Source organism: Colwellia marinimaniae, assembly GCF_002207865.1.
In the GTDB taxonomy this organism is placed as follows: Bacteria; Pseudomonadota; Gammaproteobacteria; order Enterobacterales; family Alteromonadaceae; genus Colwellia; species Colwellia marinimaniae.
Genome location: NZ_BDQM01000002.1, coordinates 1 through 21,800, shown reverse-complemented (window position 1 = coordinate 21,800; position 21,800 = coordinate 1). Strand labels below are relative to the sequence as shown.

The window sequence follows — 21,800 nt, the reverse complement described above, 5'->3', positions numbered from 1 at the left end:
ACAGTAGCTAACGGAGACAGGATGTCTAGGGGTCAGCACAATACATAATTTCTATTTACTCACTCGCAGAAAATAGTATCTTGGAGCTAACTGACGTTATAAACCCGCAGCTTTGCGTAAATCGTCCGCTTTATCGGTTTTTTCCCAGCTAAAGGCGGTGAACGTATCATCACCGACAGTCATTTCATAGGGTTCACGACCAAAGTGACCGTATGCCGCCGTTTGCTGATACATAGGATGCAATAAATCTAACATCTTAGTAATGCCGTATGGACGTAAGTCAAAGTGCTCACGGACTAGCTCGACCAATTTTTCTTCAGATATTTTACCGGTACCAAAAGTATCGATTGAAATAGATGTCGGCTCGGCAACACCAATAGCATAAGAAATTTGGATTTCAAGGCGTTCGGCAATGCCAGCGGCAACAATGTTTTTAGCGACATAACGACCTGCATAAGCAGCACTGCGATCAACTTTTGATGGATCTTTACCTGAGAAAGCTCCACCACCGTGACGTGCCATGCCGCCATAAGTATCAACAATAATCTTACGACCGGTTAAACCACAATCACCTACTGGGCCGCCAATAACAAAACGACCTGTTGGATTGATATGGTATTTGGTTTCAGGTGTAAGTAACTCAGCAGGTAATACGTGCTTGATGATATTTTCCATAACCGCACTTACTAAATCTTCTTGCTTAATGTCAGGATTATGCTGGGTAGAAAGTACCACGGTATCAATAGCGATTGGTTTATTATCTTCGTAGATAAACGTCACTTGAGATTTAGCGTCTGGACGTAACCAAGGTAAAATACCCGATTTACGTGCTTCAGCTTGGCGCTCAACTAAACGATGTGCATAGTATATGGGCGCAGGCATTAAGGTTGAGGTTTCATTGGTTGCATAACCAAACATTAAACCTTGGTCACCAGCACCTTGATCTTCTGGCTTACTACGATCAACACCTTGCGCTATTTCAGGTGATTGCTGACCAATCAAATTCATGATGCCACAGGTTGCGCCATCAAAACCAACATCTGACGAGGTATAGCCTATTTCACTAATGACATTACGGGTTATTTTTTCTAAATCAACCCAAGCATTAGTCGATACTTCACCCGATATAATAGCAACACCGGTTTTTACCATAGTCTCACACGCCACACGGGCATATTTATCTTTGGCAATAATGGCATCTAAAACCGCATCAGAGATTTGATCGGCAATTTTATCAGGATGGCCTTCAGAAACAGACTCGGAAGTAAAAAGGTGTCTAGACATAAGTCCTCAGAAAAATTTGAGTTATACAAAATAATGCGGCGATTCTACACCTGTTGAAAACAACTATCTAGCTTTTTTTACGCCTAGACGGCTAAACGGCTAAAATTATTTAAAATATTATTGCCCACTGTTAATTATTCTGTTTTTTTTGCTTATAGGTAAACCCTTATTCGGGTAATTTTTATTCCTTCAATGGCTGTAAAGTCAATGGTGCTTGCCATAGTTGGCTGAATATTTGTTCTTGCTGTTTAGTCGCCAGCGAGCTAAAAAATTGAGTCTGCCCTTGCTGTGTTTTACCGGCAGTTAAATTATTTTCAGCCAATTTCTTCATTAACTGCTGGGTAACAGGAGCGGCAGTTTCAATAATGTTAACTTGCTGACCGGCAATAACGCTTATTTGTTGTTGTATAAAAGGGTAGTGGGTACAACCCAAAACTAGGGTATCAATACCTTGCTTAACTAAGGGCTCAATATATTGTCTTAATAAGGCATTACAGGCGGGACTGTGCTGCTGGCCTTGCTCAATAAATTCGACCAATCCAGGGCAGGGCTGAATGAAAATTTGCGCACCATTATGGTGCCGGTCAATCAAGTCTTTAAAACGTTGGTTTTCACTGGTCGCTTGAGTCGCTAATATGGCAATTTTTTTACTGATACTTTGCTTTGCTGCCGGTTTAATTGCGGGCTCAACACCAATAATAGGGATATTTACTTGTGCTCTGAGTTGCTCAATGGCATTAACGGTGGCGGTATTACAGGCAATGACTAGGGCTTTAACGCCCTTAGCAAGGAGTAATTTTGCCATGGTATTAACGCGCTGGATAATAAAATCGACCGACTTCTCGCCATAAGGGGCATGGCGGCTATCGGCAATATAAATAATATTTTCATGGGGCAGTTGCTGAGCTATACACTTGGCAATGGAAAGTCCACCGACACCCGAATCAAATACGCCAATCGCGGCTGAGTTGTCAGTTGTTGTTTGCTTCATTTATTACTTGCTCTTACTGCTTGGCTATTTGAATTAGTTGCTTGATTACGTTTTTTGCCTAGTGATGCTCTGTGCTCAACTACATAAATTAGCTTGTTCTGGGCAAATTGTATTGCTTTTATCAGCAAAAAAGCAATACAATTAATTATGTAAGGTTTTTTGTTTATATAATCAGTGGTAGTCTTTACTCAAAGCTTACTAATGTAGTTCTGAATTGAAAATTAATTTAATGGAATGGCTATTATGTCAAATATCGTCTCGGTAAAGCGCTTTAAACAATTCCCGAAACTAATGTGGATCTTGTTATTTGGTTCATTTATTACCCGTGGTAATTATTACATGGTCTGGCCATTTCTAGCGGTCATTCTTTATGAAAAATTTACTTTATCTGCCACACACGTTGGTCTCATTCTCTCCAGTGCTGCAGTTATTGCTGTCTTGGTGAGTTTTGTTGGTAGTGCGTTAACTCTGATAGTAATGTATCTTTATAGCATTTTAGATAAAATGCCTCGACCAGATTTTGTTCAGCTTGCTAAGCTGAATGAACAGGTTTTTTGAAGGAATATCCTACAATGAGAATTTCATACAAAATCTGCATGTTAAAGTAAGGTTAATCTGTGGTTATCGCTCTATTTCGCCCTTGCTCTTTCGCTTGATAGAGCGCTTGGTCGGCCAGTTCAAACAGTGGCATATATTGCGTTTGCCCAGAAATAACAAAAGCATGAATACCTATGCTGATAGTGACAATATCAGTTATATCGGAATCCTGATGTGATATTTTTAAGTCTGCTATTATGTTGACTAAATTATTAGCAACTGCCTGTGCCGATTTTTTATCGGTGTTTTTTAACACCACAACGAATTCTTCCCCGCCGTAACGAGCAACAAAATCGGTGTCCTCATGTAAGTTTTTACGTAATGTTTGTGCAATGGCATAAAGGGTTTTATCGCCCTGAGCGTGGCCATAGCAGTCGTTGTACTTTTTGAAATAATCGACATCAACAACCAAGATTGCCACATCTAAACCTAAAGGGCTCACCTGCAATAGTTTTTTCATAGTAGTATCAAATGCTCGACGGTTAGGGATCTTGGTTAAACTATCGGTCTGACTGATATGTTGTAAACGGACATTATGAGAGATTAACTGCTGTTCATTAGATTCTACCCCGTCTAAAAGTCGGTCAATTAAATTAAATAGGGTGCCTAGCTCATCCTTTCTTTTGCTGGCAAACCGTATTGAATGGTCATTGTCTTTGATAATAGCGGTGACCATATTGTCAGCTTGTAATATAGGTCGAATGATAAAGTAATGAAAAAAGATAAATAACACCCCGAGTGTTAACAACAGAAGCGTTGAAGAAACAATGGTTGCATGATTTAACCAGCTGGTGGCAAACTGCCTTATCGGCGCTTGATAAGTAAACTTAATCGCGCCGTTATTTGTGATAAGCGGGATAATGTCAAATATTTCATCTTTTTTCGTTCGGTAAGAGTTCTTTATAAATGAATTTTTCGACGTTAATTTTACTGTGTTTTTTAGATTTGGTTGAATAACTTCAATAGTAAACTTAATGCCTGCTCTTTGTTGCAAGTCAGTTAAAACTTGTTCATCAAAAAATCGCCAAAATAGCATGGTGCCATTTGCATTACCGGTTAAGTTTGCCTTGAAAATACTGGTGGCGGCAAATAAAATGAGTTTATCGTCAAGCAAGGTAAAACCGACCCGAGAAACCGGTTTATTATTGTTTTTAATAATTAATTCTTCGGATATTAAAATGTGTTTTTTAACAAATGTCGAAGGTTGGTCAAAAGGGGGGAATGTTAGTGGACTCCAATCAGTGATATTCCATGCTTGCTGCCATATCGTTACTGTTTGCTTATCATAAATATGGATACCATTGATGCCTAAACTTTTATAGGTATCAAGCACAAAATTACTTTCTGTAAATTGGCTGTTCTTATTATCCACATAATGATAAGTATCATCCCAAACCGCATTATCATAATTTATCACCCCATACTCTCTACTCTTTGAAGTAAAAGCCATTTTAATACGGCTAATATCTTTTTCATCTGATAAAGCTTCTAATGCATAAAGTTGTGGTAGTTGAATAAGGTTAAGATCGCCCACTTTGATAAAAATGACAAAGATAATCAGAAATAAATAAAAGATGATAAGTTTAGTTTTTAATGAGTTTATGAACAAAACTATTACCTCATCCTTAGCGGTTCAATACTCGGTGCAAGCAGAACTGTTACTATAAATAACCATAGTGGTAGTTTATAAAAATAGCTAAATTTAGCGGAATGAACTTAGTGTGCTGAGTTCAAAAAAGCGTAATTGAATAATTGCTTTCTATAGGGAAATTTTGCTTACATTCTACCTTGTGATTTTAGTCGTTTTGTCACTCTTTGGTGATAAATTCTGGCGATAAAAGGCCTAATTATTGGCAAAGATATAAAAAAAGCTAAAGGCTTTAATAGCCATACTCGAGACATTAAAACAATGTAGGCATCTAGTTCTGATAACACTTCACCATTGGCAAGTTGGATATGCAGCTCGGTCAGTGCTTTAACTGGGACAATACCTAAGGTTTTTAAATACTCATCTTGGCCGGTGATATCTAGCCATTTTACCTGCTCACCACCTTGGCCAGCAAAGCGTTGATAAAAACGTTGATCTCTAATGCATTGAGGGCAAGCACCATCGAAAAATACGGTAATACACTGTTGCTTATTGGTCATAACAAGCTCACTACTTTGGCGGTTCTAGGTACTATTATTGTAGCATTGTTGTTTGCTTGGCGTTAAAGGGAGAGGGAACCAACATGCTGTTTTGATATCTTTAGAAATGGGATAGTCGCTAAGGTAATCGTTTAAGGGAAAGAGTAGAGACAGTACGGAAATATTGTTGATATTCTTTATTCGAAGGGAGATATATATAAATTGGGGATAAATCTGCAAGTAGATATAGTCGCTCCCAAGGTGCCGCAGGGAATTTAGTCCTGATTACCGTGTGCTCTTTTCTTTAGGTAAGAGTAGAGGGCGCGGAAATATGGTTGCTATATGATTGTTCTGACAAGAGAAGAGGGTGCTTCCAAGGTGCCGCAGCTAACTTAGTCTTGATTACCGTGTGCTCTTTTCTTTAGGTAAGAGTAGAGGGTGCGGAAATATTGTTGATATATGATTGTTCAAAAAAGAGAGGAGGGTGCTTCCAATGTGCCGCAGGGAATTTAGTCCTGAACACAGTGTGATCTTTTCTTTAGGTAAGAGTAGAGGGTGCGGAAATATTGTTGATATATGATTGTTCTGAAAAGAGAAGAGGGTGCTTCCAAGGTGCCGCAGCTAACTTAGTCTTGATTACCGTGTGCTCTTTTCTTTAGGTAAGAGTAGAGGGTGCGGAAATATTGTTGATATATGATTGTTCTGAAAAGAGAGGAGGGTGCTTCCAAGGTGCCGCAGCTAACTTTAGTCCTGAACACCGTGTGTTCAGGGCGGAAGTATCATGCTAACCGTAGGCTTCCCGATACGAGCCGGGCTTGCACAATAGCTAATAGTCAATTTCCTAAGGTAAAACTTATCGGCTCAGGGACATAGTTCGCACACAAACACCCCAGAAGACAAAACCAGTATAGCGAAAAAGAAATCATCCAATAAGCTTTTTTTTATAATTTTTAGCTGAGTGTCGAGTAATTATTCGTTTTGTTTTATTTTTAGGCTTTAATTGTGGTAAGAGGCGTTACTGGCTTAAATAATAAATGAACAGTGCTAAAAAAGAGTAAGTGATTAATGCTTAGGCACTTTTTTTATTATGTGGAGCAATGGCTTGTTCTATAGTTGCTTGCAATAAAGCGATTTTATTTTGATTTTCTTGTTGCTCTACCTTTAATTGCTGTTGAGTTTTCAATAAATCATTGGCTAAATTTAACGCGGTCATTAATAACTTCTGCTCAGGTGAACAGATCGTTTTGAGCTCACCCGCTTTGATTAAACGGTTAGTTAATTCTTGCGCTGCAGATAATAAGGCGGTTTCTTGCCCTATTGGACAAGCTACTTTCAGCTTGCGCTCAACAATGTTGATTTCTACCGTTCGTTGCGCCATTTACAAGAAATTCCAAGAGTTATTAATAATATAGCCATAAGTGGACTGTTTTTAAGCTATTATTTTCATAATAACGATGCTAAGCCTGCTATGCAAGCATTTAGCGACTATTATCGGATTTTTCTGTTATTTTCCTTTTCTGTCATTTTCCCCAGTGATACCATTACTGACCATAACTCCCCGTAATTATAGAAAGTAAATCATGACCCAAGCAAACTCAAATAACGATGCCAACAATAACTTAATGGATTTTCCCAGTATACAAGCCATTTTAACTAGCGAAGATGTAAGATCACATGCCAGTGAAATTCATGGTGTATTAACTGGCTTAGTTTGTGCAGGTTTTGAATTTGAAAATCAAGGCTATATGGCTATGCTTAATGATTTATTTAATGACGGTGATAGTTTTCCAAAAGCCGTTAAAATAGCACTTAAGCAAATGTATAGTGAATTGTGGACTAGCATATTAGATGACACCTATAGCTTTAATTTATTATTACCGGATGACGATGATAGTATGGCCGAACGTGGTCATGCCTTGAGTATGTGGGTACAAGGCTTTAATTTAGGTTTTGGTTTAGAGCAAAAAGATACTCCGGTTGTTTCTGCTGAAGTTAAAGAAGTACTGACAGATTTTAGTGAAATTGCTAACTTATCTGATGAAATGGACGAAGATGAAGATACTGAACAAGCGTATTTTGAAATCAGTGAGTATGTACGAATTTCTGCGTTATTATGTTTTAGCGAGTTAGCGACACCACCAAATCAAGAAAGTAACGGCACTAAGAAAAAAATAATTCACTAATTTTTCATGACCGTTAGCACAACAATAAATAGGCGCGAGTAATTACATGAGCACTTCACCGTTAAGTAAACCAGCCCTTAGCCAGTTACCTTTGACTGACTTTGCTAAGCATCGTGCCGCATTGATGGCGAAAATGCCACATAACTCTATCGCTTTATTTCCTGCGGCCAGTGAACTTACGCGCAGTAACGATACCGAATATGCTTTTTGCCAAAATAAAAATTTTTTATACCTAAGCGGTTTTAATGAGCCCGATGGCTTATTAGTTTTGCTTAAAGATGAACAGGGTAAAGCTGAGTCTATTTTATTTTCATTAGCGAAAGACCCTTTACATGAAATTTGGCAAGGGCGAAGGATTGGCCAAGTCAAAGCGGTGCAAGACTATGGTATTGATGAAAGTTTTGTCGTCGCTGAAATTGATAACCTATTACCTGATTATCTTGATGGCAAAAGCCAAGTGCTTTTTGGTTTTAGTGATCATAACTTTGCAGCGCAAGTGTTTACTTGGTTAAAGCAAGTAAAGAGCAGTATTCGTCAAGGGGCCAAAACGCCACAGCATTTAACCGATACTGACCCTATTATTGCTGAGCTACGTTTAATTAAAACCGATAATGAATTGGCCTTAATGCGCCAAGCCAATCATATTTCAGGGTTAGCACATCAACGCGCCATGCAAAAATGCCAAGTGGGTAAGTTTGAATATCAACTTGAAGCGGAAATCCTCCATGAATTTGCTCGCCATGGCGCTAGGCATCCAGCCTATGCCTGTATTGTAGCGGGCGGTGATAACGCTAATATTCTTCATTACACCGATAACAACGCGGTATTAAAAAATAATGAGTTATTACTGATTGATGCTGGCGCCGAATTAGCCGGTTATGCTGCCGATATTACCCGAACTTTCCCGGTGAATGGTAAATTTACCACGGAGCAAAAAGCCATCTATCAACTGGTACTTGATGCCAAAAATCTGGCGATTAACGCCATTAAACCTGGTATGTCTTTTGCCAAGTTAAATGAATTAACCAACGCTTTTTTAACACAAGGCTTAGTCGACTTAGGCATACTTACCGGTGAATTAACCGAGCTTATTCGTGATAAGAAAGTAAAAGAGTACTTTATTCATGGCCTTGGTCATTGGTTAGGTTTAGATGTTCATGATGTTGGTGACTATCATATCAATAGCGATAGAGAGCAGCTGCGTTTATTTGAACCGGGTATGGTGATGACCATTGAACCGGGCATTTATATCCCCCTTAGTGATTTAGCTGTGGCAGAAAAGTGGCGTGGCATAGGTGTGCGTATTGAAGATAATATTGCCGTGACAGCACAGGGCTTTGAGAATTTAACGGCTAACTCACCACAAACCATTGAAGATATTGAAGACCTGATGATAAAAACGTGAAAGTAACGGCTTGATTGTTGAATTAACGCTAGCCTGCCTATAGCAAGCCAGTGCTAGCAGACGTTAAGTAACTACATCTTGTATATTTTGTTCTTAACAACCGTAAGTTGTTTTTACTTAACCATCAAGCACTCATTATCCAGAGTTCAGGTTAGTTAAGCTTAAACAGGCAGCTACTAAAACTGGTCATCTAACTTACACAATGATGCGGGCAACAAAACATTAATACTCATTCTGATAAAACTAAGATTAACGCGATGGAACACAGTAACCAACATTTTGATGTCATTATCTCAGGCGGTGGCTTATCGGGTAGTTTAATGGCGTTAAGTTTAAGTAAATTAAGCAAAACTGATGGCAGTTTTTTAACCATTGCCATCGTTGAAACCCAGACGTTTAAACAAACTAGCTCAGCAGATGACCATGCCTTATTTGATGCCCGCGTATTAGCGCTGTCTCACGGTAGCGCTAACTATCTCGCTAAGTTAGGCGTCTGGCAATACCTGAAAGATGATGCCTGTGCGATTACCGATATTGATATTTCTGACAGAGGGCACTTTGCTAAAGCAAGGTTAACCGCCAAGGACCATGGTGTAAATGCCTTAGGTTATGTCATCGATATGGCGCTTATTGGTAAAGCGCAATTAAAAGCCTTAAGTCAAAACACTAACATAAATAATAATATCCACTGGTTTAATCCAGACTCAATAGCGGATATCGACTGGCAAGGCCAAGGTCTAGACAAAGACCAATCACAACAGCAAAACGATAGCGACCCTGATAAGACGAAAATTAAGGTTACCCTCAACTCAGGTAAAGTCTTATCCACACAGCTATTACTGGGCTGTGACGGCGTACATTCACCGGTTAGAAAACTTGCCAATATCGAGGTTACTTGTGCTGATTATCAGCAAGTTGCTTTAATTGCCAATGTCTCAACCAGCAAAGCCCATCAGCAAAAAGCCTTCGAACGTTTTACTGAATTTGGCCCTATTGCCATGTTGCCGCTCAAGTCAGTAAACTCGAGCTCATCAACGGATGGCGAGTCACGTTGTTCGCTGGTTTGGACCATGACACCAGAGCAAGCCGAAGAAATTAACAAGCTCTCTGATGATGCTTTTAAAGTTGCCCTAGAGCGCGCTTTTGGTAGTTATCTTGGCGCGATCACGCATGTCGGAAAACGTGATACTTACCCCTTGGTATTATTGCAAGCACAGCAGCAAAGCTATCATCGTATGGCATTGGTGGGTAATTCGGCCCATACTATCCATCCTATTGCCGGCCAAGGCTTTAATTTAGGCTTGCGTGATGTTGAGGTTATGGCTGAATTAGTGACTAAGGCCGTGGCAGCAGGGCAAGATATTGGACGTTTTTCCTTATTATATAGTTATCAACTGAATAGGACGAAAGATCAACGCGAAGTGATTCAATTAACGGATTCACTGGTGACCTTATTTGCTAATGATCTACCACCACTGGTGCTTGGCCGCAATATCGGCTTACAGGCGCTTAATTTTATTGCACCGCTTAAAAATGCCTTAGTTAAGAAAACTATGGGTTATTAGATATAGGGTTATTAGGCATGAGGCAATGAGTGTAGCCACATTAATTTGACCAGACATAGATAAAACACTGGCTCCGCGAACCGACACTTTGGGGATGACGGCGATGTATGATATTAGCTGTGGGTGTTGAGTACCGTAAATAAGATAAACAACTGGCTCCGCGATCAGACATTTCGGGGATGACGGCTGATGAAATCTCACTAGTATTATTGTCACTCTCGTGGATACTTGGTGAAAGTCGATGTGCCATTACTTGAATTTAACCAGAGAAAAACATGCAAAAATTTGATGTACTAATTGTCGGTGCTGGCATGGTGGGTTTAACCCTAGCATTAGCGCTACGCCAAGCAAGCCAGTTAAAAATTGCTTTGGTAGATAGCTCAGCCGTAACTGAGCTTGATGAAAGTATCGATGTTAGAGTCAGCGCCATTAATGTTGCCAGCAAAAATATCTTTACTAACCTAGGCGTATGGTCTGCCATTGAACATAGCCGCGTGCAAGATTATCAACATATGCATATTTGGGATAAAGCCGGCCTAGGTAAGTTAGATTTTTCCGCAAAAGACAGTACCAGCTGGCCACCTGAAGATAACCTAGGTTGGATCATTGAAAATAAAGTTATTCGCCATGCGTTATGGCAACAAGCCGAGCTTGATGAAGGCATTCACTTTTTTACCGACAATACATTAGCCAGCATCAGTCATGGCGATAGTGAAGTTTTTGCTACTTTTGTTCATGACAATGCTGATGAAAGTGCTACTAAGCCAACGCCGCCTATTATTGCTAAATTGGTTGTTGGTGCGGATGGCGCCAATTCCTGGGTACGTCGACAAATGGCTATGGCGATGATCTTTAAAGATTACGACCACCACGCCATTATTGCCACAGTTGAATGTCCTCAAGGTCATCAAAACACCGCTTGGCAAGTATTTCTACCGACTGGGCCATTAGCCTTTTTACCGCTAAAGTCAGGGCAATCTTCAGCACCATTAGCTGGGAAGTTATGCTCTATTGTTTATTCTACCTCACCGGATGAAGCTAAACGTTTAACCGCGCTTGATGCCAGTGAGTTTGCTAAAGAATTAACGGCAGCCAGTGATGGTAAATTAGGTGATATTAAATTAGTCAGCGAGCGCTTCACTTACCCCTTAACCATGCGTTTAGCACAAGATTTTGTTAAAGACCGCGTAGTGCTTATTGGCGATGCGGCTCATACCATACATCCACTTGCTGGCCAGGGCGTTAATTTAGGTTTACTTGATGCTGCCGCTTTAGCACAAACCTTAACGGCCAAGCTTAGTGAGTATGATGAAAGTTATGCGGAATTTGTTAATGTCGCCGACCTTAAAGCATTTTCCCGCTGGCGTAAAAGTGAAGCAAGTGAAATGATTGCGGCCATGGCTGCCATTAAACAAGCCTTTGCCCCGCAGCCATCGCCAGTTAAATTACTGCGCGGTATCGCCATGAATATTCTTAATAACTTTGCGCCAGCTAAAAACCACTTGATTGCCCAAGCGTTAGGTATCAAGGCCGATCTGCCCGAGCTTGCCTATCAAAAAGACACATTGTAGTGCTACTAATCACCCGGCAATAGCCGCCGCTATAATAAATAGTAAATATAAGCAGTTAAAAATAAAAGCCAATAAATTTATTGGCTTTTATTTGTTCTGTGGCTAGAACATCAAGATAATGTTGCGATATATTCCATAATACGCTTAATTTTGAAATATAATTCCGATATTACATGGAACACGGGTTTATATTTTAAAACTGTAGCTTTTACTGTTGAATCAACGGTAAGTGCCAGCTATAATTAAGCAACTTTGTCAATTCTTAGAGTGGAACACATGACTAATAAAACAGTATTACATGCAAAGCATTTAGCTTCAGGCGCAAAAATGGTTGATTTTTATGGCTGGGAAATGCCAATTAACTATGGCTCTCAAATTGAAGAGCATCATGCGGTAAGAAAAAGTGCCGGTATGTTTGATGTTTCACACATGACCATTGTTGACGTGCAAGGCACAGATGCAAAAGCTTTTTTACGTCGTTTAGTGATTAACGATGTTGCTAAGTTAACAATCCCAGGAAAAGCGTTATACACAGGTATGTTAAATGAAGCTGGCGGTGTGATTGATGATTTGATCATTTACTTCTTCTCCGACACTAACTACCGCTTAGTTGTTAACTCGGCAACACGTGAAAAAGATCTTGCTTGGATGACTAAGCAAGCAACTGGTTTTGATATTACTATTACTGAGCGTCCTGAGTTTGGCATGATTGCCGTACAGGGCCCAGAAGCTATCGCTAAAGTCGGTACTTTACTTTCTGCTGAAGAAAGTGCTGCCGTTGAAGGCATGAAGCCATTTTTTGGTGTACAAGTAGGTGATTTATTTATCGCCACTACCGGTTATACCGGTGAACTTGGTTACGAAATTATCCTTCCGGAAAGTGCTACAGAAGATTTCTGGCAAAAATTATTAGACGCTGGCGTAGCGCCATGTGGCTTAGGTGCCCGTGATACTTTACGTTTAGAAGCCGGCATGAACCTTTACGGTTTAGATATGGACGAAAGCGTTTCGCCTATCGCAGCTAACATGGCCTGGACCATAAGCTGGGAACCAACAGACCGTGATTTTATCGGTCGTGAGGTATTAACTGCACAAAAATCTGCCGGTGACCAACCTAAGTTGGTTGGTTTAGTATTGGAAGAGAAGGGCGTTTTGCGTACCGCGCAAAAGGTTATTACTGAAGCTGGCGAAGGCATCATCACTTCAGGTACATTCTCACCGACATTAGGTCACAGTGTTGCTTTAGCGCGTGTACCTCGTAGCGTAAAAGTAGGTGATGTGGTTGAAGTTGAAATGCGTAAGAAATTAGTTAAAGTTACTGTGACAAAACCTAGCTTTGTTCGTAACGGTAAAAAAGTATTCTAATTCATCAGTCATACTAGTAACCGCAGTTTTATTGTCGGCATTGACATAGCGCATAACTTAGTAAATTTAATTAAACTAGGCTCAGCGCTACGAAATTTGACAGCTTCACTGTGATTACTATTATTTAGGATGCGTTAACTAGTACATAAATATTATTATCTAGCAGCTTTTGTGCTATATAAATTTACAGAAATTTAATCTACTTTCTAATTAAGTAGTGAATCAATTTACTAATAAAGTGAAATAGGAAAAATAAAAATGAGCAACATTCCTTCAGAATTAAAATATGCAACATCTCACGAGTGGGTTCGTCTTGAAAGTGACGGTACTGCTACTATCGGTATTACTGAACACGCACAAGACCTTTTAGGTGACATGGTATTTGTTGAATTACCAGATGTTGATGATTCAATTAGTGTTGGCGATGATGTTGCCGTAGCAGAATCAGTAAAAGCTGCTTCAGATATCTACTCACCTGTTTCAGGTACTGTTATTGCAATCAACGAAGAACTAGAAGATGCTCCAGAGTTACTTAACTCGGATGCTTTTGGTGGCGGTTGGTTATTTAAAGTGAAACTTGACGATGCAAGTGAGTTAGAAAACTTACTTGATGCGGAAGGCTATAAGAACTCTATCGACGAAGACTAGTTTTCGGTCACATTCAGCATTTATGCTGCGTTGCCTTTGTTATTCGTTGCCATCGCTTAGTGTACTAAGCTCAGTAAACTCATAACTTCAGCGCCTTGCCTAACAGCTGACTGTTTACGAAAAATTTTTAGCGTCGTTAATCAAGTTTAGTCGGCATTGTCTACACCGCTCACTCCAATCACTTAGTAAACTAAGCTCATGGAGTTCGCGGCTTGACGGCTTTGCTTAAACATTGATTATCTTAGCTAAAATAGATTGAAGCCTCTAACCTATGTTTGAGGTTTTCTTTTATGCTAAAAGCATAAAAGAAAATAGTATTGTTACACCAAGCGTTAATAACGTCATGCTCGAAGTGTTTAATAATGTCATCCTCGAAGTGTTTAATCGAGGAGCCAGTATTAATTTCTTTGGCTTCCCGCCTAAGTAAAATGGGAATGACCAAGTTAAAGCTTGCTAATATTTTTTAAATTTACGTAATTTACCTACATTTAAGTGAAACTGTTATGACCTCACAATCGCCTATTAACTCATTAGCTGAGTTAGAGCAAACTCAAGATTTTATTCGTCGCCATATTGGTCCTGATGAAGCACAAACCCAAGCCATGTTAAATGACATTGGCGCAGAATCTGTTGATGCGTTAATTGACGAAATCGTGCCAAGTGACATCCGTCTTGCCGACTTGCCAAACATTGAAGAAAGCAAAACTGAAGTACAAGCACTGGCTGATTTAAAAGCGGTTGCTAGCTTAAACAAGATTAACGACACTTATATTGGTTTAGGTTATTACGGTACCTTAACGCCAAACGTTATTTTACGTAACGTATTAGAAAATCCAGGTTGGTATACTGCGTATACGCCGTATCAACCAGAAATTGCTCAAGGTCGTTTAGAGTCATTATTAAACTACCAACAAATGTGTATCGACTTGACTGGTTTAGACCTTGCTTCTGCTTCATTATTAGATGAAGGCACTGCCGCTGCCGAAGCCATGGCACTAGCCAAACGTGTTTCTAAAAACAAAAAATCAAACCTGTTCTTTATCTCTGAAGATATTTTCCCACAAACCATCGACGTTGTTAAACAACGGGCAGAAATGTTTGGTTTTGACATTATCATCGCTCCGGCCAATGAAGCTGCGGATCATGATATTTTTGGTGCCTTAATTCAATACCCAGGCGCTTCAGGTGAAGTAACTGATATTAGCGAGCTAATTGCTAAAATTCATCAGAAAAAAGCCATTGTTGCGGTTGCTGCCGATATCATGAGCTTGGTACTGTTGAAGTCTCCAGGTGAGTTAGGCGCTGATGCCGTTATTGGTTCAAGCCAACGTTTTGGTGTGCCAATGGGTTACGGTGGTCCTCACGCGGCATTCTTCACTACCAGTGAAAAATACAAACGTTCTTTACCAGGCAGAATTATTGGTGTATCAAGAGATACCCGTGGTAACCCAGCATTGCGTATGGCAATGCAAACGCGCGAGCAACATATTCGCCGTGAAAAAGCCAACTCAAACATTTGTACCGCACAAGTATTATTAGCTAACATGGCAGCGTTCTACGCGGTTTATCATGGACCTCAAGGTTTAAAAACCATTGCTAACCGTATTCACCGTTTAACCGATATTTTATCTTTAGGTACCGCGTCTAAAGGGCTAACAGCAGTTCACGCGAACTACTTTGATACCCTTACTTTTAATGTAGACAATAAAACTGAAATCATCGCTCGTGCTGTTGCGGCAGACTTAAACTTACGTACTGATGTTGATGGCCAAATTGCTGTTTCTTTAGATGAAACAACTACTCGTGACAAGGTAGCGACATTATTTGATGTCTTATTAGGTGCAGGTCATGGTTTAGACGTTGCGGCTCTTGATGAGCAAATCGTTGCCAGTGGTCATTCTTCTATTCCTGCATCACTAGTACGTGAGTCTAAAATATTAACGCACCCAGTATTTAACTCGTACCACAGCGAAACAGAAATGCTTCGTTATATTAAAAGATTAGAGAATAAAGATTTAGCATTGAACCACTCAATGATCTCTTTAGGTTCTTGTACGATGAAGTTAAATGCCACCGCACAGATGATCCCAGTATCATGGCCTGAATTTGCTAACATGCATCCGTTTGCACCAGCTGATCAAGTGGTTGGTTACAAGAAAATGATCGACCAACTAGGTGACTGGTTAGTTGAGTTAACGGGTTACGACAACATTTCAATGCAACCGAACTCAGGTGCTCAAGGTGAGTACGCTGGTTTAATCGCTATTGTTAAATACCACGAAAGCCGTGGTGATGCACATCGTAACATCTGTTTAATTCCTTCATCAGCACACGGTACTAACCCAGCGTCAGCGCAAATGGTTGGTATGAAAGTTGTTGTGGTAAATTGTGATAAAGAAGGCAACGTTGATATGGCCGACTTAACCGCAAAAGCTGAAGAGTTACGCGATAACCTTTCTTGTATCATGATCACGTACCCGTCGACTCATGGTATATACGAAACAACGATTGCTGAAATCTGTAACATCATTCATGATAACGGCGGTCAAGTTTACCTTGATGGCGCGAACATGAACGCACAAGTAGGCTTAACCTCACCGGGTTCAATCGGCGCTGATGTTTCACACCTTAACTTACACAAAACTTTCGCTATTCCACACGGCGGCGGTGGTCCAGGTATGGGTCCTATCGGTGTTAAGTCACACCTAGCACCATTCCTTCCTGATCATGCCTTAGTGAATATCACCGAAGGTAATAAAGGCAATGGTGCGGTATCAGCAGCACCCTTTGGTAGTGCCGGTATCTTATGTATTACTTACCTATACATTGCCATGTTAGGTAAAAAAGGTGTTACTGACGCCACTAAATACGCTATCACTAACGCGAACTACTTAGCGACTAAACTTAGCCAACATTACCCAATTTTATACACTGGACCTAATGGCCGCGTAGCGCACGAATGTATTATCGACTTACGCCCTATTAAAGCTGAGTGTGGTATTACTGAAGTAGATATCGCCAAGCGCTTAATGGATTACGGTTTCCATGCACCCACCATGTCGTTCCCAGTAGCGGGTACGTTTATGATTGAGCCAACGGAGTCTGAGTCTAAAGTTGAGCTGGACCGTTTCATCGAAGCCATGGTGTGTATTCGTGATGAAGTACGTAAAGTTGCCTCAGGTGAGTGGAGCAGCGACGATAACCCACTACACAATGCACCGCATACCTTAGCGGATATTACCGATACTTGGGATCGTGCTTACACCATTAAAGAAGCGGTATTCCCAGTACCAGCGGCAGCGAAAGATAAGTTCTGGCCAACAGTTAACAGAATTGATGATGTTTATGGTGACAGAAACTTAATATGTTCATGTCCTCCAGTAGAGAGTTATAAATAGAAAATTTTTCGATTAGTGACTGTTAATAAAGATTGTGACTGTTTTAATGAAGTTTGTGACCGTAATTAAGATTGTGGCTTACTAAGTTATTAAACAGCCAGAAATATAAAAAGCGAACCACTTGGTTCGCTTTTTTGTTACCTACTTAAATTTATTAATGGTTATTATTTATAACTAGGAAGTGGATGTTTGCTTATCCCATCTTTCCATATAAATATATTTCCGTTCTAAGTTTAATATCAACTAAGTAGTAAGGTCACAAATTTTCCATCCTGCATAATTTGATTTGCTTATGTGCTCAGTTGGAAACCGTGATTTATCTATAGCGATACAAAGTAAGTGCTCTGGTCTTGAAAACGCCACATATAACTTTTTCATAAACTGAGGTTTCCTAACACCTGTTGGTTTTGTAGTGTTTTCACCAAGAATATATTTGATTAAAGACCCCATATCAAACTCATAATGTTTTGTTTCTAAAACTAAAGTTGCGGCATGAGTTTCGCCTTTAACGGCATGAATTGTAGCTACTTCATTTTCTATTTTTCGCCCGTTAATATTTATCGTAACTATATTTGAGCCGTTATCATTTGCGGTTGGGTTGAGTCGAATATTGCTTTCAAAGCTAATGAAGTCTTGAATAGCGGTTGAAACTTGTAAATCGGCTAAGTTTATTAGTCTTGTAACCGCATCGTCCCATTTAATTTTATCTATTGAGCTATCGAGTAATTTCTTAATCAATATATTGAAGTCAATAAAACAATTTGAATCTTTTAAGTATTTACGGATGCTTGTTGCGGAGTAAGGGGACTTAGTCCCATCGGAATAAACTAATTCACCGTTAGCCATATGACCGCATCTTACAATGCCATTTAATACTATATGATATGCTTCGTGACCGACCTTTATACGTTTTGCTTCATAGAAATAATGAATGAGTTTTTTAGGTTTAAATTTATTTTTACTATTATCTTTATCAAAGGAATCAAGATAGTTACAAATTGTTAATCCATCATCCTTTTTTTTCCCTACTGCACCAACGGTCTTAATTGGGTTATCACAATCCATAGGAACAACTTGTTCACATAAGTGAGCAAATTCGGTGAAGACTTTATGCCTAGAATTATCATCAACTAAAAAAATTGTATGTGGAGATACAATTCGATTAGTCTTGTTCGAGGTTAAATTTATACGGTTATAACTCAATTGTTTTGCTAACTGAGCAATAGAGTTATCAAATCGGTGACTATTTTCAATTTTCTCTAATATAGCCTTATTATAAGTTTGGTTTTCTTCTCCATCATCACTATATATGGCTTGATCAGGATCTCCGAACCTCTGATATTTAACATTATCGTGCAGAAATATCTTATTCAATAACTCGTCTTGAAATTTTTGGGTATCTTGCATTTCATCAATAAATACGATGGGGAATCTATGCCGAATAGCGTCTAGTATTTTGGGATTGTCATGAATGGACTGATTAGCGAAAGCATACATTTCATGATAGTAATAATATCCATCATTGACGAGAGTTTCTTTAGCTTCTGTTAATTCTCTATAACTATTAGAAGGTGATTCAGCCTTAAACCCAGGTACTCTTAGCTCAAGCTCCTTGTTGTTAAAATAATACTGTAAGTTTTGTAATGATGAGATCCGCTTATTTTCAAGGAATTTTTGTGTCCCATAACTGAGTAAATGCCACGCTTTTACGTTGCACATGTCGTCATCTATATGCTTAACACAATAGCCATTAGAACGAAGAAATGATATAGCTAAGAACTTATTTATAAATTCCTGAATAGTGCCAATAAAATGAGGATAAGACAGTAACTTTACACCATCGGCATTTCGATTAAGGCGATCTATGATTTCTTGTTTAGCAACATTTGTGTGTGTCAGCACACATACACCTTGATATTTTGTTTGCCATTTTTTAGCTATGATGAGCAATTTGGCCGCGACCATAGTAGTTTTACCGCTTCCTGGACAAGCTTGTACGTCATCAAATGTTTTTAGTATGTTCTTTCTCGTACCATCGAAAGACAGACCTAATTCTTGTTCAACTTCCCTGACATCAACATCTTCGATATTAATCATCTTGGCTAATGTCCGTATTTACAGGTGGTGTTATTACAGGAAAGGCTTCCGTTACATACTCAATAGCATCAATTATATAGCTAGGTAGCTTACTCCGTAATAGTTCAGGTTGGTCTTTGTACTTAGACAGAATATTCGCAAGTAAATAGCTTACTTCACTCTTGGCCTTGCCTTTACTTTCGATCATTCTATATAACTGAACAGCCCTAATATGACTGTCAGTGCTTAAACTATCAAATCCTTCCGAGGTCCCTTTTACAGCCAGATATACTTCTTCTGCTAACCCATATTTCGCTAAACAGAATTCAAATGTCCAATCATTCGATATAAACGTCTTAACTGATTCCCCATCGAATTCTGTTTTCGTTGCTTTCTTCGCGTCTATAGCATGTTGGTCGAGTTCGTTAAGCCAATATCCAAGATTCCCACCTTTGTTCTTTATCGGTTGTTTCTTAACTTTAAACCCATAAGCATTACCATCTTTTTCCTCTGCTTCATCTGGCCACAAGTCTAGATCGGTAATACAGGCAACCTTTATAGGTAAAGGCTGTGGGTTTGATAAACTAGGATTAGAACGATAAATCTTAGCGTATCTCTTTCTCGATAAACCATTAACACTTACTAGCGATACTCCATAGTCTTCCAATGGTCTCCCTAGTAATTCTGCTATTTGAGGTAGCAATACTACTTCAGCTACACCTTCGACTAGTAGCACGCCTCTTGCAAAGAACATATTAGCTTTTGTTGAGTCTAAAAACTTTTCCAAAAACACATAATCTTCAGGTGCTAAGGCAGTGTGTTCTTCTCTGAGAGGAAAGGCTTTACCATCTTGCATGAGAATCAAACTTTTGAGCGGTGCTTTTGAGGCAAGAACAGGGCTGTGAGTAGATAAAATACATTGCAATTCACTATTCTCATCGCGCAGGTATTTAATAAACTTTAACTGTAATTGAGGGTGAAGGTGCGCTTCAGGCTCTTCGACTAGCAATAGAGGGTATTGATCTTCTTCTTGCTCAATTAACATTAATTCGGTCGCCATAAATAATAGGCTACTATAACCTAGACCATGCTTAATGCCTGTAGCATCAAGCTCAAGTGTAAGTTTCTCTAGGATATTTTTTAATGCAAAGGATTTTTCTGACTCACTCATGTCTGCATAGGCTTTACTACCAAGTAAGCTCAATGCAGGGGAAAATGTATTTGACTTAAATGTTAAGGAGTTTAGTAGAGTAGCAATATCACTTTGCGCAGCTTGGATTGATGGGTCGGCCTGAATATCGTTGCTTGCGGTTGTAAGTAATTCAATAATACGTTTAGTAGCAGCATTATCACCAGCTAGGCTGCTGTTACTTCCTAATATTTGTGACAACCTCGATGAGCGTCCAGCTTTCAATTCAGCTTCTGCATCACGTAGAGGTTTTAAGTATGTGGTGGCTAGGTAATCACGAATATCACGTTCAATTATTGGTCCATCACCATTTTTACCTGAATGAATTTCAGTTTTTATGTATTGAGTTTTCTTTGAAAAGTTTTGAGTTAGTTTTGCGGTAAGTGTTATATAGAGTAGGGACTCTTCAACTTGTTCAGAGTTATCTTCTGTTGTTAAATGCTCAAGAAATATCCCTGATTCCCGTACTGATAAGCCCACAAATTGTAGTTTTATTTGCAGCTCACTTTTACCACTTAAGAAGTCAGTGTCAGAAATTGAGACCCATTCAGCTGAGGTAGTATCAAGGGCAATTCTAATAGCATCAATGACAGAGCTTTTACCTGCATTATTTTCTCCGACCAACAAATTTAAACCTTTATTAAAGCCAATTGAAAAGTCTTTGAATTGCCTGAAGTTTTGTACTTTTAATTTTGATAGATACATTTTTCATCCTTGCTAAAAAATCCTAATTATAAAATTATGATAAATCATAACATCATAAGAATATATTGTTTTTCTTGCGTTTTTCAGGAGATAAATACCAATATATTAATCAACTTAACCTGCCACCCATAATAACTTGTACATATTTACATCAATAAACTAGGCTTAATTTACCTTCATTAAGTCTGGTGATTATTATGCCTAAGCCTCGCTCGCAACAGATCAGTTTGTTAGATACACCGTATTGTGTGCCCAGAGTTCAGCACTAGAATCAACTTAACCTGCCACCCATAATAACTTGTAACTTAATCTGCCACCCATAATAACTTGTACATATTTCCACCAATAAACTAGGCTTAATTTATCTTCATTAAGTCTGGTGATTATTATGCCTAAGCCTCGCTCGCAACTTAATCTGCCACCCATTAATAACTTAATCTGCCACTAACTTAATCTGCCACCCATAATAACTTGTACATATTTTCATCAACAAACTAGGCTTAATTTACCTTCATTAAGTCTGGTGATAACTTAATCTGCCACCCATAATAACTTGCCCATAATAACTTGCCCATAATAACTTGTACATATTTTCATCAATAAACTAGGCTTAATTTATCTTCATTAAGTCTGGTGATTATTATGCCTAAGCCTCGCTCGCAACAGATCAGTTTGTTAGATACACCGTATTATCAT

The 21,800-nt window shown here is 39.1% G+C and carries 14 protein-coding genes, 1 other RNA gene and 1 pseudogene; 8 read left to right on the top strand and 8 right to left on the bottom strand.

Annotated features, from left to right (window positions below; genetic code table 11):
* Window positions 1–96 precede the first annotated feature (96 nt).
* Window positions 97–1,284, bottom strand: a complete 1,188-nt coding sequence (metK, locus tag MTCD1_RS01675; RefSeq protein ID WP_057180083.1) for a methionine adenosyltransferase — start codon at window positions 1,282–1,284, stop codon at window positions 97–99.
* 181 nt (window positions 1,285–1,465) lie between these two features.
* Window positions 1,466–2,275, bottom strand: a complete 810-nt coding sequence (murI, locus tag MTCD1_RS01670; RefSeq protein ID WP_231732970.1) for a glutamate racemase — start codon at window positions 2,273–2,275, stop codon at window positions 1,466–1,468.
* 243 nt (window positions 2,276–2,518) lie between these two features.
* Here murI and MTCD1_RS01665 point away from each other — a divergent pair.
* Window positions 2,519–2,773 (top strand): annotated as a pseudogene (locus MTCD1_RS01665) (MFS transporter); the annotation flags it as partial.
* A gap of 112 nt (window positions 2,774–2,885) precedes the next feature.
* Here MTCD1_RS01665 and MTCD1_RS01660 read toward each other — a convergent pair.
* The 4 genes from MTCD1_RS01660 to MTCD1_RS01645 form a co-directional block, all read right to left on the bottom strand.
* Complete coding sequence (locus MTCD1_RS01660; protein WP_057180085.1) at window positions 2,886–4,481, bottom strand: sensor domain-containing diguanylate cyclase; 1,596 nt, start codon at window positions 4,479–4,481, stop codon at window positions 2,886–2,888.
* Window positions 4,482–4,648: 167 nt separating this feature from the next.
* Window positions 4,649–5,020 (bottom strand): thiol-disulfide oxidoreductase DCC family protein, encoded by a 372-nt coding sequence (locus MTCD1_RS01655; RefSeq protein ID WP_057180086.1) that lies wholly within the window; start codon window positions 5,018–5,020, stop codon window positions 4,649–4,651.
* Between the two features lie 696 nt (window positions 5,021–5,716).
* Window positions 5,717–5,898: non-coding RNA, 6S RNA (ssrS, locus tag MTCD1_RS01650), on the bottom strand.
* A 170-nt stretch (window positions 5,899–6,068) separates the two neighbouring features.
* Window positions 6,069–6,377 (bottom strand): cell division protein ZapA, encoded by a 309-nt coding sequence (locus tag MTCD1_RS01645; protein ID WP_057180087.1) that lies wholly within the window; start codon window positions 6,375–6,377, stop codon window positions 6,069–6,071.
* 202 nt (window positions 6,378–6,579) lie between these two features.
* On the opposite strand from MTCD1_RS01645, the gene MTCD1_RS01640 reads away from it, so the two are divergent.
* From MTCD1_RS01640 to gcvP, 7 genes are all read left to right on the top strand, one after another.
* Window positions 6,580–7,182 carry a UPF0149 family protein gene (locus tag MTCD1_RS01640; RefSeq protein WP_057180088.1) on the top strand — a complete coding sequence of 201 codons (603 nt, stop codon included), beginning with the start codon at window positions 6,580–6,582 and terminating at the stop codon, window positions 7,180–7,182.
* 46 nt (window positions 7,183–7,228) lie between these two features.
* Window positions 7,229–8,587 (top strand): Xaa-Pro aminopeptidase, encoded by a 1,359-nt coding sequence (gene pepP, locus MTCD1_RS01635; RefSeq protein ID WP_057180089.1) that lies wholly within the window; start codon window positions 7,229–7,231, stop codon window positions 8,585–8,587.
* A gap of 257 nt (window positions 8,588–8,844) precedes the next feature.
* Entirely contained in the window at window positions 8,845–10,152 is a 1,308-nt protein-coding gene (gene ubiH / locus MTCD1_RS01630) for a 2-octaprenyl-6-methoxyphenyl hydroxylase (protein ID WP_057180090.1), read from the top strand.
* 275 nt (window positions 10,153–10,427) lie between these two features.
* Window positions 10,428–11,723 (top strand): UbiH/UbiF/VisC/COQ6 family ubiquinone biosynthesis hydroxylase, encoded by a 1,296-nt coding sequence (locus tag MTCD1_RS01625; protein ID WP_057180091.1) that lies wholly within the window; start codon window positions 10,428–10,430, stop codon window positions 11,721–11,723.
* Between the two features lie 276 nt (window positions 11,724–11,999).
* Entirely contained in the window at window positions 12,000–13,088 is a 1,089-nt protein-coding gene (gene gcvT / locus MTCD1_RS01620) for a glycine cleavage system aminomethyltransferase GcvT (protein ID WP_057180092.1), read from the top strand.
* Between the two features lie 258 nt (window positions 13,089–13,346).
* A complete protein-coding gene (gcvH, locus tag MTCD1_RS01615) occupies window positions 13,347–13,736 on the top strand; it encodes a glycine cleavage system protein GcvH (protein ID WP_057180093.1) in 390 nt (129 codons plus the stop codon).
* Window positions 13,737–14,239: 503 nt separating this feature from the next.
* Window positions 14,240–17,134 carry an aminomethyl-transferring glycine dehydrogenase gene (gene gcvP, locus MTCD1_RS01610; RefSeq protein ID WP_057180094.1) on the top strand — a complete coding sequence of 965 codons (2,895 nt, stop codon included), beginning with the start codon at window positions 14,240–14,242 and terminating at the stop codon, window positions 17,132–17,134.
* A gap of 243 nt (window positions 17,135–17,377) precedes the next feature.
* On the opposite strand, the gene MTCD1_RS01605 is transcribed toward gcvP, so the two are convergent.
* Window positions 17,378–19,231, bottom strand: a complete 1,854-nt coding sequence (locus MTCD1_RS01605) for a UvrD-helicase domain-containing protein (protein WP_057180095.1) — start codon at window positions 19,229–19,231, stop codon at window positions 17,378–17,380.
* A complete protein-coding gene (locus tag MTCD1_RS01600; protein WP_057180096.1) occupies window positions 19,224–21,104 on the bottom strand; it encodes an ATP-dependent nuclease in 1,881 nt (626 codons plus the stop codon). Before MTCD1_RS01600 ends, MTCD1_RS01605 begins: the two co-directional genes overlap by 8 nt.
* Between the last annotated feature and the right edge of the window lie 696 nt (window positions 21,105–21,800).

Coding starts and splice junctions, on each gene's coding strand:
- metK (WP_057180083.1), bottom strand. CDS start 1,284: ATGTCTAGACACCTTTTTACTTCCGAGTCTGTTTCTGAAGGCCATCCT.
- murI (WP_231732970.1), bottom strand. CDS start 2,275: ATGAAGCAAACAACAACTGACAACTCAGCCGCGATTGGCGTATTTGAT.
- MTCD1_RS01655 (WP_057180086.1), bottom strand. CDS start 5,020: ATGACCAATAAGCAACAGTGTATTACCGTATTTTTCGATGGTGCTTGC.
- MTCD1_RS01645 (WP_057180087.1), bottom strand. CDS start 6,377: ATGGCGCAACGAACGGTAGAAATCAACATTGTTGAGCGCAAGCTGAAA.
- MTCD1_RS01640 (WP_057180088.1), top strand. CDS start 6,580: ATGACCCAAGCAAACTCAAATAACGATGCCAACAATAACTTAATGGAT.
- pepP (WP_057180089.1), top strand. CDS start 7,229: ATGAGCACTTCACCGTTAAGTAAACCAGCCCTTAGCCAGTTACCTTTG.
- ubiH (WP_057180090.1), top strand. CDS start 8,845: ATGGAACACAGTAACCAACATTTTGATGTCATTATCTCAGGCGGTGGC.
- MTCD1_RS01625 (WP_057180091.1), top strand. CDS start 10,428: ATGCAAAAATTTGATGTACTAATTGTCGGTGCTGGCATGGTGGGTTTA.
- gcvT (WP_057180092.1), top strand. CDS start 12,000: ATGACTAATAAAACAGTATTACATGCAAAGCATTTAGCTTCAGGCGCA.
- gcvH (WP_057180093.1), top strand. CDS start 13,347: ATGAGCAACATTCCTTCAGAATTAAAATATGCAACATCTCACGAGTGG.
- gcvP (WP_057180094.1), top strand. CDS start 14,240: ATGACCTCACAATCGCCTATTAACTCATTAGCTGAGTTAGAGCAAACT.
- MTCD1_RS01605 (WP_057180095.1), bottom strand. CDS start 19,231: ATGATTAATATCGAAGATGTTGATGTCAGGGAAGTTGAACAAGAATTA.
- MTCD1_RS01600 (WP_057180096.1), bottom strand. CDS start 21,104: ATGTATCTATCAAAATTAAAAGTACAAAACTTCAGGCAATTCAAAGAC.